At 64.1% G+C, this 12,149-nt stretch carries 12 protein-coding genes; 7 read left to right on the forward strand and 5 right to left on the reverse strand.

All coding sequences use genetic code 11. The features are described 5' to 3' along the window. Positions 1-23: 23 nt before the first annotated feature. From H7995_RS04030 to H7995_RS04040, 3 genes are all read right to left on the reverse strand, one after another. A complete protein-coding gene (locus H7995_RS04030; RefSeq protein ID WP_129443729.1) occupies positions 24-929 on the reverse strand; it encodes an amidohydrolase family protein in 906 nt (301 codons plus the stop codon). Positions 930-933: 4 nt separating this feature from the next. Further along, on the reverse strand, positions 934-1,863 hold the full coding sequence (locus H7995_RS04035) for an amidohydrolase family protein (RefSeq protein ID WP_166591718.1): 930 nt from the start codon (positions 1,861-1,863) through the stop codon (positions 934-936). Positions 1,864-2,116: 253 nt separating this feature from the next. Continuing rightward, the gene (locus tag H7995_RS04040) at positions 2,117-3,007 is read right to left on the reverse strand and encodes a LysR substrate-binding domain-containing protein (protein WP_185818025.1); all 891 of its coding nucleotides are present in this window, start codon (positions 3,005-3,007) and stop codon (positions 2,117-2,119) included. A gap of 118 nt (positions 3,008-3,125) precedes the next feature. Here H7995_RS04040 and H7995_RS04045 point away from each other — a divergent pair, with 118 nt between their 5' ends. From H7995_RS04045 to H7995_RS04070, 6 genes are all read left to right on the forward strand, one after another. After that, on the forward strand, positions 3,126-3,590 hold the full coding sequence (locus H7995_RS04045) for a (2Fe-2S)-binding protein (RefSeq protein WP_166591720.1): 465 nt from the start codon (positions 3,126-3,128) through the stop codon (positions 3,588-3,590). Then, positions 3,590-5,788 (forward strand): xanthine dehydrogenase family protein molybdopterin-binding subunit, encoded by a 2,199-nt coding sequence (locus H7995_RS04050; RefSeq protein ID WP_182344512.1) that lies wholly within the window; start codon positions 3,590-3,592, stop codon positions 5,786-5,788. The genes H7995_RS04045 and H7995_RS04050 overlap by 1 nt, the downstream gene beginning before the upstream one ends. Before the next feature lie 6 nt (positions 5,789-5,794). Then, positions 5,795-6,730 (forward strand): LysR substrate-binding domain-containing protein, encoded by a 936-nt coding sequence (locus tag H7995_RS04055; RefSeq protein WP_166591722.1) that lies wholly within the window; start codon positions 5,795-5,797, stop codon positions 6,728-6,730. 373 nt (positions 6,731-7,103) lie between these two features. Continuing rightward, positions 7,104-8,600: a helix-turn-helix transcriptional regulator gene (locus tag H7995_RS04060; protein ID WP_166591723.1), complete on the forward strand. Its 1,497-nt coding sequence runs from the start codon at positions 7,104-7,106 to the stop codon at positions 8,598-8,600. 137 nt (positions 8,601-8,737) lie between these two features. Further along, a complete protein-coding gene (locus H7995_RS04065) occupies positions 8,738-8,983 on the forward strand; it encodes a DUF1652 domain-containing protein (RefSeq protein ID WP_232534608.1) in 246 nt (81 codons plus the stop codon). A gap of 108 nt (positions 8,984-9,091) precedes the next feature. Beyond that, a complete protein-coding gene (locus tag H7995_RS04070; RefSeq protein WP_185818026.1) occupies positions 9,092-9,313 on the forward strand; it encodes a hypothetical protein in 222 nt (73 codons plus the stop codon). On the opposite strand, the gene H7995_RS04075 is transcribed toward H7995_RS04070, so the two are convergent. Both H7995_RS04075 and H7995_RS04080 read right to left on the reverse strand, forming a co-directional pair. Beyond that, positions 9,303-10,700 carry a sensor histidine kinase gene (locus tag H7995_RS04075; protein WP_166591725.1) on the reverse strand — a complete coding sequence of 466 codons (1,398 nt, stop codon included), beginning with the start codon at positions 10,698-10,700 and terminating at the stop codon, positions 9,303-9,305. The two genes, H7995_RS04070 and H7995_RS04075, sit on opposite strands and share 11 nt — an antisense overlap. Beyond that, positions 10,678-11,361: a response regulator transcription factor gene (locus H7995_RS04080; protein WP_095168383.1), complete on the reverse strand. Its 684-nt coding sequence runs from the start codon at positions 11,359-11,361 to the stop codon at positions 10,678-10,680. The genes H7995_RS04075 and H7995_RS04080 overlap by 23 nt, the downstream gene beginning before the upstream one ends. Before the next feature lie 421 nt (positions 11,362-11,782). On the opposite strand from H7995_RS04080, the gene H7995_RS28430 reads away from it, so the two are divergent. Beyond that, entirely contained in the window at positions 11,783-12,100 is a 318-nt protein-coding gene (locus H7995_RS28430) for a YdcA family protein (RefSeq protein WP_244647613.1), read from the forward strand. Positions 12,101-12,149: the final 49 nt, after the last annotated feature.

The following is a 12,149-nucleotide window of genomic DNA, read 5'->3' on the forward strand; positions in this document are numbered from 1 at the left end:
CGCTCCCACAGGGGGCGGCGTAGCTAGAGGTAGGTGGTGGTCAGGCGAATGTCCGCCTCGATCAGGTCCTTGGGTGGCGGCGTCGGTTCGATGCCGCACAGCCGGGCGATGTTGTTGCCCAGGTAGTCCTCCAGGTGATCCTCATCGATCCCCAGGCCCTGGGGCGCCGGGGAGCACAGGACTTCCAGTTCCCGCAACCACATGCCCGGTTCGTTGGGCGGCGAGTCGGTGCCGAACACGATCTTGTTGCGCGGCAGTTCCTTGGCGAACTCGACAATCCGCGACTGGAAGCACCAGCCCGATTCGCAGTAGACGTTGGGCGTGTCCATCGCCATCCAGAACGCCTCGAACGAGTAGTTGCCACCGGTCTGGATGCCGAAGTGACCGATGATGAAATTGACCATCGGGAACTCGCGGATGATCGGGTAGAACATGGTCGGGATGGTGTACGGCCCGTCGCCGGTGTGGATCAGCACCACGATGTTGTACTTGGCGCAGACTTTCATCGCCGGGCGCAGCCAGTCCAGGGCGCGGTCCGGACGGTAGCCGTGCATGTTGGCGTGCAGCTTGAGCATCTTGAAGCCGTACTCCTTGATGTGGAATTCCAGCTCGGCCGCACCGTTTTCCGGTCCCCAACGCGGGTTGAAGTTGAAGTTGCCGATGAACCGGTCCGGGTACTTCACGCACAGTTCGGCGATGTAGGACATGTAGTCGCGCACGCCTTCGCGGCCCCGGCGGTTGCCGTCGCGGTAGCCGGTGTTGCCCGGTGGCGGCTGGATAAAGCCCATGTCGATGCGGCGTGGCTTGCCGTTGATCATGTAGGGGCCGTCCATCAGCTTGAGCATGCGCTCGCCGGTGAAGGGCTCGCCGGTGTGGCGCCAGGCCTCGTCGACCAGGTTGGTGGGGTGCAGATGGGTGTCGATGATCATCGGTTCAGCTCCTGGCCGGTTGAGGGGTGACGGGGCGTTTGAGGTACGCCTCTGCTTCGCTGACGCTGCGCGGCGGGGGCGACGGTTGCAGGCCGATCATTCGTGCAGTGTTGTTGCCCAGGTAGTCTTCGAGGGTGTCCTCGTCCAGGTTCATGCCCTGGGGCGGTTCGTGGCACAGCACTTCCAGCAGGCGCAGCCACATGCCCGGCTCGTTTGGCGGGGTGTCGGTGCCGAACAGAATCTTGTGGGTCGGCAGGACCTTGGCGAACTCGACGATCCGCGACTGCAGGCACCAGCCCGACTCGCAGTACACGTTGGGCAGCTCCATCGCCCATTGCATCGGCTCGAACACGTAGACGCCGCCGGTCTGCACGCCGAAGTGGGCCATGATGAAATCGACGTTGGGGAATTCCTTGATCATCGGCACCCATTCGGACGGGATGCTGTAGGGGCCGTCGCCGGTGTGCAGCTTGACCGGGATGCCCAGCTCGGCGCATTTCTCGAAACACGGCCGCACCCAGTCCAACGCTCGGTCGGGCCGGTAGGCGTGCATGTTGGCCTGCATCTGGACCATCTTGAAGCCGTGCTGGGTGACGTAGCGCTCGATCGCCTCGACGCCGTTCTCCACCCCGCAGCGCGGGTTGTAGACGAAGCAGCCGATGAACCGGTCGGGGTAGGTCTGGACCATCTTCAGGGTGTACGCCATGTAGGCGTCGATGGATTCGCGCCCCGACAGGTCGCCGTCGGTCCAGGTGTAGATGGTGTTGCCCTGGGGCGGCTGGATGAAGGCTTTGTCGATGCGCCGGGGTTTGCCGTTGACCATATAGGGGCCATCCATCATCTCCAGCAGACGCTCGCCGGTGAAGGGGTCACCGTCGTGCCTCCAGGCGAGGTCCACCAGGTCGGTGGGATAGCAACTGATATCGATGATCATTGAAGTCGATCTCCTGATAGAGCGGGGAAGGGAACCTTGCGGTTCACAGCAGCCACGTCCCGGGCAATCGGCCGTTTCTATGCGCAACGGATCGCGCATTCCCTCGCCTGGTCGCATCCGGCTCGGGACGCTGTCTGCATGGCGGGAAGTATTGGAAGCAGGGGTTGGATCCGTACAATATTAATTGGACGAGGGGGTGATACCGGTTCGATATCGGGGCAATGGACGATCACGCCATGCCCCGTGGCGGCCCTTAGGCGAGGGTGTGGCTGGCGAGGGTTCTGATGACTTCCACCACCGGCGCCACTCGCTCGGCGTGGCCGTGGGGCCACACGGCGTAGAGGTTGTAGTGGGCCGGGATCCGGGCGCTGGTCAGCTCCACCAGGCGTCCGCTGCGCAAGGCGTCTGCCGCCAGCAAGCCACGCACCAGGCCGGCACCGACCCCGGCCTCGGCCGCGGCAATCAGGTTGGCGGCGTTGTCGAAGATCACCCGCGCCCGGGGTTCGTTGGGCGCAAGGCCCGCGGCGTCCAGCCAGGGAATCCAGGAGCGGCGCGTGTAGCCCAGCAGCGGCAACTCCAGCACCTGCGCCGGGTCGATCGGCCCCTCGATGCCGTGGCGTACGAGCAAGGACGGAGCCGCAACCGCGGTGACCCGGTCGCCGCAGATCTGGCTCATTTCACAATCTTCCCAATCGCCATAACCGTAGCGCAGTGCCAGGTCGACCCGTTCGAAGGCGCTACGGTCGGAGCGGGGCATCGACAGCAGCACCACCTCGGTGTCCGGCAAGGCTGCCAGCAGTTGGGGCAGGCGAGGATTGAGCCAGCTCTGGGCCAGTTCGCTGTCGACGTCCAGGGTCAGGCGTTGGCTGAGGCTGCGGTTCTTCACTGAAGACAAGGCCCGGTCGACCTGGGCCAGACCATCGGACAGCACGCTGGCAAACAGTTGGCCGGCGTCGGTGAGGGTGCTGCCGCCCCCTTCGCGGACAAACAGCGGCTGGCCGATGAACTCTTCCAGGGAGCGGATCTGCTGGCTGATGGCGCTGTGGGTGAGGTCAAGCTTGCGCGCCGCGCTGGAGAAACTGCCACACCGGGCGGCCTGGATGAAGGCACTCATGGACTGCACCGAGGGGTATCGCTTGTACATGCTGTTAGTCCTCCTTACACAGGGTGGCAGAAAACGTCGCTGGCCCGATTTGCCCGGGCCTACCAATAATCCGGCACCAGGCCCGCACAAAGACGGGCCGCTCTGCTGGAGCCTGACAATGATCGACATCACGGTAAACGGCGTACGTCACGAGCAGGTCGAGGCTGAACCCTCGATGCCCTTGTTATGGGTCTTGCGCGACCGCTTGCACCTCACGGGCAGCAAATTTGGCTGCGGCATGGGCCTGTGCGGTGCCTGCACCGTGCACCTGGATGGCGTCGCGGTGCGTGCCTGCCAGTTGCCGGTCGGCGCTGCCGTCGGGCACCAGATCACCACCATCGAAGGCTTGTCACCGACCCAGACCCATCCGCTGCAACTGGCCTGGGTGGCCGAAGATGTGCCGCAATGCGGCTACTGTCAATCCGGGCAGATCATGTCCGCGGCTGCCTTGCTCAATACCGGCGCGGCGGTGACTGATGATTCGATCCGCAATGCGATGTCCGGCAATCTCTGTCGTTGCGGCACCTACGGGCGCATCAACAAAGCCATCAAGCGCGCGGCTGCCGCGTCGAAGGAGGCCTGATGGACCTGGCACGCCGCACATTCCTCAAACAGTCCGCGACCCTGGCCTCAGGGCTGGCCGTGGCGTTCTATCTGCCGCCCAGCCTGGCCGGCACCGACCCCAAGGCACCCGCCGCGGCCAGCGAGTTCGAACCCAACGCCTGGGTGCGGATCTTTGCCGACGGCACGGTCAAGCTGGTGGTGCACAAGCACGACTCTGGCACCGGCACCCACACCGCCCTGGCGGCCTGCGTGGCGGAAGAGCTGGATGTGAACCCGATGACCGTGCAGGTGATTTCCCCCGAAGACCCGTTCTTCGAGGCCTACATTCACCCGGTGTGGAAGGTGTTTTCCACCGGCGGTAGCACCAGCGTCTCCCTGGAGTACGATCGCCTGCGCCTGGCCGGGGCCACGGCGCGGGCCTTGCTGGTGGCGGCAGCGGCTCGGCAATGGCAAGTCAGCCCGGCCAGTTGCAGCACCGCCGAGGGTCGGGTGCTGCACGGCAACGGCCGACACAGCCTGGACTACGGCGAGCTGGTGGCGGTGGCCGCGCATTTGCCGATGCCCGAACACGTCAGTCTCAAGGACCCGAGTCAGTTCAAGTACATCGGCAAACTGCGGCACAAGCGCGACGCTGCGGCCAAGGTCTGCGGGGCGTTCCAGTACAGCCTCGACCTGCGCTTGCCGCAGATGCTGGTGGCGCTGCTGCAACGCACCCCGGTAGTCGGTGCGCGGGTGCTGGATTTCGACGCCCGCGCGGCGCTGCAAGTGCCCGGGGTACGCAAGGTGTTGGCGATTCCCGGGCGCCCCGATGTGCTGGGGGGCAATCAGGAAAGTGTCGCGGTGCTGGCCGATGACTACTGGTCGGCGCAACAGGGCCGGGCGTTGCTCAAGGTGCAATGGAGCGATTCGCCCTTGGCGCAGTTTGCCAGCGACCAGCTCCCCGCAGCCCAGGCTGCGGCCATTGACGATCCCAAGGCGCTGCGGGTGCCGAGCCTGAGCGCAGGTGACGTGGCGGCCCAGTGGCCGTTGGCCAAGCAGTTGCTGGAAGCCGACTACGTCATGCCCTACAAGGTGCAGAACCCGCTGGAGCCGATCTGCATCACCGCCCACGTGGCAGACGGCGCGATCACCTGGTGGGGCGGGGTGCAGGTGCCGTCGTCGGCGCTGGAAGCGGCCCAGGTGGTGTGCAAGATCCCCAAGGACAAGGTGACGATCAATGAAAGGGTGTCCGGCGGGAGCTTTGGCGCGCGGGAATCCAAGTACTGGCTGTTCGAGGTGGCTTACCTGGCCCAGCAGGTCGGGGTCCCGGTAAAACTGATGAACAGCCGGGAAGACGAGATGCGGGCCCTGTTCGCCCATCCGGCGACCTTCCACCGCCTGAAGGGCGCGCTGGATGGACAGGGCGCCTTGACCGCACTGCAGCTCCACGCGGTGTCCCCCGCATCGCCGGAGCAATGGGAGCCGGGCTACTTCGAGCGTGCCGATCACATGGACTACAGCACCACCGAAGCCATCACCGCCTGGGATTTTGCCTACCGTCCCGCTCACCTGGACCTGGCGTGGGTGCGCCACGAGAGCCAGGTGCCCAGTGGCTGGTACCGTTCGGTGAGCTTCATTCCCAACGTGTTTGCCGTGGAGAGCTTCATGGATGAACTGGCCCATGCGGCCGGCCGTGATCCGCTGCAGTTTCGCCTGGCCCACATGCACGACCGGCCGCGCCACGTCGCGGTTCTGCAGCAGGCCGCCGCCCGCGCCGGTTGGGGTCAGCCGCTGCCGCCCGGTACCGCGCTGGGGATCGCCACCAACCAGGGCTACACCAGCTTCATCGCAGTGGTGGCCCGGGTGGTGCAAGAGGAGGGCGCGATCAAGGTGCAGAAGCTCACCTGTGTGGTTGATTGCGGCCTGGCGGTGTCGCCGGGCGGGGTCGAGGAGCAGATCTATGGTGGCCTGATGTGGGGCCTTGGGCATGCTTTGTTCGACCGCATGGAGATGAAAAATGGCCAGGTACTGCAGAGCAACTTCCACGATTACCGGGTGCCGCGAATGTCGGACATGCCGCCCGTGGACATCCTGGTGCTCGACGGTGAGCCGTCCAAGCCCGGTGGCGTCGGCGAACTGGGCAGCCCGTCGGTGGCGCCAGCGATCGCCAACGCGCTGTTCAGCCTGACCGGGGTTCGCCAGCGCGCAACGCCGCTGGACCTGAGCAAACGGGGATAAGCCGCCATGGACCTGCGCCTGCTGCGTTACTTCATGGCCCTGGCCGAAGAGCTGCACTTCGGCCGCGCTGCCACGCGCCTGCACATCTGCCAGCCGCCCTTGAGCCAGCAGATTCGCCTGCTGGAGGAGGAACTGGGGACCCCGCTGTTCGAACGCAGTCACCATCGCGTCGAGCTGACGGCGGCCGGCAAAGTGCTCAAGCAGCAGGCGCCCCTGGTGTTCGAGCAGCTCAACCGCGCGCTGGACCTGACCCGCCAGACCGGACGGGGGCAGTTGGGCGAGCTGGAAATCGGCATGATCAGTTCGGTGATGGTCGGTGTGTTGCCGCGGGCCTTGAACCGCTTTCGCGAGCGCTACCCTGAGGTCACCTGGCGCCTGCACGAGATGACGCCCGCGGCGCAACTGACGGCATTGAAGGAAAAACGCATCGACACCTGCGTCTTCCGGGTTGGCACCGATGACCCGGATTTGCGCAATGAACTGCTGATCTATGAACCGATCCGGGCGGTGCTGCCCATCGGTCATCCGCTGGCCGCGCGCGCCACGCTGGCGCCTGCGGACCTGGCCCTGGAGCCGTTTGTGGCGCTGGAACTGAAGCAGTCGCGTTTCGCTGATTTTCTCTACCAGTGTTGCATCAAGGCCGGGTTCACCCCACAGATCTGCCAGCAGGTGATCGAGGTGCAAACCTTGCTCAGCCTGGTACGCGCCGGGTTCGGCGTGGCGCTGCTGCCGGCCTCGATTGAGCAACTGGCGCCCGCCGGGGTGGTGTTCCGCAACCTGACCCCGGCTTTGCCGCAAGTCCCCTTGTATGCCACTTACCGCGCGGACGACAGCTCGCCGGTGCTCAAGCTGTTTCTCGATACCCTGCGCGAGTTGGTGGTGGAGGAGGGGCAAACCCAGCGCATTGATCCCGACACCCGAAATCACGGTGGGGGTATGTAGATCTGTGGGCAGCCAAAATCCCAGGTTTGGTGGGGGCATGCAAAATCTGCCAACACCCATCTAGCCTGTGGGAGCGGGCTTGCCCGCGATGAGCATAGGTATCTACATAACTGTGGTGCGACGTTGCATCGGTGGGCCGACCAGGATGTTGGATATGTACCCAGTCGAATCCAACACCACGGACGGCCCAGAGGCCGCAATGGGAGCAAGTTCGCTCCCACAGGACCTGATGGGTGTATGCGAGATTTGCGGGCAGCCAAATCGGTGGTGCCTGACTACCGCCATCGCCAGCAGGGTTCTTTTGCGCACGAACGCCGTGCGTTGCGGTCGTACCTTTCACAGGGTATCGGCCCAGCGCAAACGGGGAGACGTAATGAGCCAGGATGTACTTGCCACTGAAACCAATCGCCGGCAGTTGCAGCAGATCATCGCCGGGCTGTCCGACGGGGTGATTCTGCTGGATGCGGACAAGACCGTGCTGTGGGCCAATGATGCGGCGCTGGCCATGCATGGGGTCGAGCGGATCAGCGACCTGGGGGCCAACGCCCGCGAGTATGCCCGGCGTTTCACCTTGCGCTATCGCAACAACCATCAGGTGCTGGTGAAAAACTATCCCATCAGCCGGGTCGCCAATGGCGAGACCTTCAGTGATGTGGTGGTCGAAGTCACGCCCAGCGCCGACCCGGAGCGCACTTGGGTGCACCGCATCCGCAGCATGATCCTCACCGATCAGCAGGGTGCGCCGGAGTCTCTGGTGCTGATCCTCAGCGATGCCACCGAATGGGCCAGCGCCGAGCAGCGCTTTGAAAAAACCTTCAATGCCAACCCGGCCCCGGCGGTGATCTGCCGCCTCAGCGACCTGCGCTACCTCAAGGTCAATCAGGGTTTCGTCGAAATGACCGGCTACCCACGCGAGCAGATCATCGGCCGCTCGTTGTACGAACTGGACGTGCTGGAAGACGCCGAACGCCGCGACCTGGCCATCGAGCGCCTGAGCCAGGGCATTACCGTTCCGCAGATGCAGGCCGACCTGCGTATGCCCGACGGCAGTCGCAAACTGGTGGTGGTCGCGGGGCAGCCGCTGGACCTCAACGAAGAACCGTGCATGCTGTTTTCCTTCGTCGACCTGGAACTGCGCCGCAAGGCCGAAACTGCGCTGCGCCAGAGCGAGGAGCGGTTCGCCAAGTCATTTCGCATGAGTCCGGTGCCGACCCTGATCTGCAGCGCTGAGAGTCTGCAGGTGGTGGACGTCAACGATGCCTTCCTCAGCAGCAGCGGTTACGCCAGTGAGGCGCTGTTGGGCAAGACCATCGAAGCACTTGGCTTCTTCGCCACCCGGGATGCCGCCAGCCAGCTGTTTGCCAATTTGAAGCGGGCCGGCAGTGTGGAAAGCATCGACCTGCAAGTGCGCAAGCAGGACGGTGCGCTGATCGACTGCGCGGTCTGGGCTGACACCGTGAGCATTCACGACCATCCGTGCTATCTGCTGGTGTTGATGGACATCACGGAACGCAAACGCACCGAGCTGGAGCTGATGATGGCGATCGAGGAGGTGATGCAGGACGCCTCCTGGTTCAGCCAGACCCTGATCGAAAAGCTGGCCAACGCCAAGAGTGCCCATCGCAGCCATCAGCCGAGCGTGGCGTTTACCGAACTGACCGCCCGCGAGCGCGACGTGCTGGGCTTGATCTGCGAAGGCCTGGCCGACAAAGAGATCGCCGCGCGCCTGGAACTGGCACCCAACACCGTGCGTAATCACGTGGCGACCCTGTACTCCAAACTCGCCGTGCACAGCCGCAGCGAGGCGATCGTCTGGGCCCGTGAACGCGGGCTGTTCGGCGGCGGGCGACGGTTGAAGAGCCCGAAATAAAGGTGCAAATGCACTAGTGGCGACAGTGCAAATTCAGCTTCTGCAACGGCTCGCCAATTCTTAGGCTGTCAGGGTGTGCATCGTCCATCGGACGTTTGCCGCTCCCTTTGCTCCCAGCCCTATGGATGCCTGCCGTGATGACCCAAGCGCAACTGCGCAGTTACATCGAACAAGCCTTGGCCCCGCTGGCCTGCGATTTCAGCATGGATGCCGATGGCTGCCTGACGCTGCGGGTGTTCGAAACGCAAGACGAGCGTGTGCACCTGGTGGTCACCGGGATCAAGCCCGGCCGCCTGACCAGCGCCGATGACCTGGCGCAAATGATCGAAGAGCTGCGTTATGAGCTGAGCGCTACCCGCCTGGGGCAGGCTGACAGCGCTTGAAGTGCACCCGCGGGCTGAACTATCTCGCGTGCCCGCGGCTCTACTGATCAGGCCCTCTGCGGCCTGGATATGGAAAACAACCTTTCAACCCGACTCGCAGGCCACCTCATGCCTATTCTTTTGAGATCTGCTTTTGCCCCATTGCTGTTGCCATTGTGCGCGGTTGCCATGCTCAGTGGTTGCGCCAGCCCCCCACCGCCCCCTGTGGTGGTGCAAGCCCCGCCCGTCAAGACGTGCAACACCGCGCAAGATACCCAGGTGTTGGGTCAGGCCCGGGCGGAGGGTGAAGTGACCCGGGTCACCACCACCACCCGGTGCATCACTCAGTAGCCGGCAACAAACGCTGGCGGCAATCGAGTGTCAGGCGCGCACCGCCCCATTCGCTGACCCCGACGTCCAGGCTGAACCCGTGCAGGTGGACGATGGCGGCGACAATCGACAGGCCCAGGCCGAATCCACCGTTCTGGGCATTGTCGTCAACCCGGTAGAAGCGCTGGAACACGGCTGTGCGTTTGTCGGCGGGAATGCCGGGGCCGGAATCGAGCACTTCGATCCGGCAACTGCCGGCATGGTCGCTGGCCCGTACCTGCACCTGGCCACCGGCGGGGGTGAACTTGATCGAGTTGCTCAGCAGGTTGGACAAGGCCTCGAACAGCAGCGCCCGGTCGCCGGTCAGCGACGGCAGGCTGGACGGTGCCTGCAGGCTCAAGGTCAATTGGCCTTCTTCGGCCAGGGGCAGGTAGAAGTCGTGCAACTCCTGCAGCAGCGGTAGCGGGTCGAACAGCACAAAGCCGGAACGCCGCTGTTGATCCTCCAGCTCGGAAATCCGCAGCAGTGCGCGAAAGCGCGCCATCAAGGTGTCGGTCTCGGCAATCACCTGGTCCAGTTGCGCCGCCTCGCTCGAGCCTTCGGCGGCTTGCTGCTGGATCCGGTACAGCTGGGCGCGCAGCCGGGTGAGCGGGGTGCGCAGGTCGTGGGCGATGTTGTCACACACGCCTTTGACCTCGTTGACCAGGCGCTCGATGCGCTCGAGCATGGCGTTGACGATGGCCGCCAGCATATCCAGTTCGTCGCGGCGGCTGGACAGCGGCAGGCGGTGGTTGAGGTTGCCGGCGACGATGGCTTGCGCACTGGCCTGCAGGGCGTGAATCCGGCGCAGGGGGCGGCGGCGCAACAGGTACCAGCCGGCGATGCCGGGAATGATGGTCAGCGATACACCCCATAGCAGCGCATGCAGGATGATCCGGTTCACGGCAAACAGTGAGCCGTTGTCGCGCGCCAGCACCAGCCAGCGACCATCCAGGGTCGGGGTCGCCACGGCGTCGCAGCTGTCGGGGGGCAGGCCTGGGTCATGGGGGTCGGCGCAGTTGGCGAGTTCATGCACTTTGCCGTCCAGCGGCAGGCCCTCGGGGATCTGCTGGATCAGCCCGTGCAGAGGTCGGTGAAAGGCGTCGAACAGGCCGTAGGCATCAACGCCGCGTTGGTCGAAGGTACTGCTGGCGATCAGGGCTTCATCCAGTTGCTCGCCGTGAAAGCGCGAGAACAGGTGCTGGCGTTGCATGATCGAGTGCCGGGACAGGTTGTCCAGGTAGTTCGACACCTCGTAGTACATCACGCCCATCAGCAGGCAGCTCCAGACCACGAACAGTGCGCTGTAGAGGGCCAGCAGGCGGCTGCTGGAGGAGCGCCAGCCCTTAGACGGGTTCAGCAATGACATAACCCGAGCCTCGCACGGTGCGGATCAGCGGCAGCAGGCCCGGTGGGTCGACTTTTTTGCGCAGGCGGCCGATGTGCACGTCGATCAGGTTGGTGCCGGGGTCGAAGTGGTAACCCCAGACTTCCTCGAAGATCATCATGCGCGAGAGGATCTGCCCGCTGTTGCGCAGGAGGAATTCCAGCAGCTTGTATTCGGTGGGCAAAAGGATCAGCAGTTGCCCGGCGCGGGTGGCTTCGCGGCTGATCAGGTTGAGCTCCAGGTCGGCCACCTGCAGGGTGGTTTCCACGCTCTTGACGGTGTTCTGGCGGCGCAGCAGGACTTCGACCCGGGCGGCCATTTCATCGGTGGCGAAGGGTTTGGTCAGGTAGTCGTCCCCTCCGGCGCGCAGGCCGCGTACGCGTTCGTCGACATCGGACAGGGCGCTGATCATCAGGATCGGGGTGGACACGCCCATGGTGCGCAGGGTGGTGACGATGGCCAGGCCGTCGAGTTCGGGCAGCATGCGGTCCAGGGTGATCAGGTCGTAGTCGCCGCTGACCGCGCGGGCCAGGCCTTCGCGACCATTGGCTACCCAGTCTACGTCGAGGCCGTGGCTGCTCAGTTCGGCGACGATCTCCCGTGCGGTGACTGCGTCATCTTCAATGGTCAGGATTCGGGTCATGGGGTTGCCTGAGGATGGGTGAGTTACCTGGCGTAGTGTGCCAAGAAATGGGGGTTGGGTTGCTAAATTAAAGTTTATGTAGGGGCCGCCCTTACGGCGGGTCACTTTCGAAAAGCGCGAAAGTAAGAGCACGGCGACCTGCCGGCCGGCCTGCTTTTTCTGGGTGGAACATCTATGTGGGATACCTCTGTGGGAGCGAGCGCCCGCTTGCGGCTTGCTCGCGATGGCGATTTGCGCCACACCGTGGATCTCGGCAATCCCCCCGCCTGGGAGGCTCAAGATCAAGAGTGGCAGGCGAGCTGGCGCTTGGCCTGTTGAGGGGCGGTAGTGGGTGTAGTGGGTTGTGCGTGGAACATTGATATCATCCAGCCATACTTTTCTCGGGAGCTTCATCGTGCGTGTTTTGTCTCGCCGTGGCTGGATGCCGTTTTTGTCTGTGTTGCTCCTCCTGGGGTTCACGATGTCTTTCGCTTCGGCGGCGAATCAGCCGTGCTCCGGAAAAAAAGGTGGGATTGCCCGTTGTGACGGCGCGTTGTTTTTGTGCAACGACGGTTCCATCAGTGCGTCGAAAAAAAGCTGTTCGGCCACCTTCGGTCAGAAGGCCGGCAGTGCCGTGGCCCAGCCTTTGTTGCGGGACTCGGGTGGGTGTCAGTGTGGCAGCGGGGCGTTTTGTACCGGGCCCAGGGGTGGGGTTTATTGTCTGACGCCCAGTGGCAACAAGAGCTACAAGCGTAAGTAGCGGCGGTGACGCTGACAGTGCATTAAGCCCGCTCCGCGGGGGGCGGTTG

The organism is Pseudomonas kielensis (assembly GCF_014236655.1).
Taxonomy (GTDB): domain Bacteria; phylum Pseudomonadota; class Gammaproteobacteria; order Pseudomonadales; family Pseudomonadaceae; genus Aquipseudomonas; species Aquipseudomonas kielensis.

Coding starts and splice junctions, on each gene's coding strand:
- H7995_RS04050 (WP_182344512.1), top strand. CDS start 3,590: ATGGACCTGGCACGCCGCACATTCCTCAAACAGTCCGCGACCCTGGCC.
- H7995_RS04060 (WP_166591723.1), top strand. CDS start 7,104: ATGAGCCAGGATGTACTTGCCACTGAAACCAATCGCCGGCAGTTGCAG.
- H7995_RS04065 (WP_232534608.1), top strand. CDS start 8,738: ATGACCCAAGCGCAACTGCGCAGTTACATCGAACAAGCCTTGGCCCCG.
- H7995_RS04075 (WP_166591725.1), bottom strand. CDS start 10,700: ATGTCATTGCTGAACCCGTCTAAGGGCTGGCGCTCCTCCAGCAGCCGC.
- H7995_RS04045 (WP_166591720.1), top strand. CDS start 3,126: ATGATCGACATCACGGTAAACGGCGTACGTCACGAGCAGGTCGAGGCT.
- H7995_RS04030 (WP_129443729.1), bottom strand. CDS start 929: ATGATCATCGACACCCATCTGCACCCCACCAACCTGGTCGACGAGGCC.
- H7995_RS04080 (WP_095168383.1), bottom strand. CDS start 11,361: ATGACCCGAATCCTGACCATTGAAGATGACGCAGTCACCGCACGGGAG.
- H7995_RS04040 (WP_185818025.1), bottom strand. CDS start 3,007: ATGTACAAGCGATACCCCTCGGTGCAGTCCATGAGTGCCTTCATCCAG.
- H7995_RS04035 (WP_166591718.1), bottom strand. CDS start 1,863: ATGATCATCGATATCAGTTGCTATCCCACCGACCTGGTGGACCTCGCC.
- H7995_RS04070 (WP_185818026.1), top strand. CDS start 9,092: ATGCCTATTCTTTTGAGATCTGCTTTTGCCCCATTGCTGTTGCCATTG.
- H7995_RS04055 (WP_166591722.1), top strand. CDS start 5,795: ATGGACCTGCGCCTGCTGCGTTACTTCATGGCCCTGGCCGAAGAGCTG.
- H7995_RS28430 (WP_244647613.1), top strand. CDS start 11,783: ATGCCGTTTTTGTCTGTGTTGCTCCTCCTGGGGTTCACGATGTCTTTC.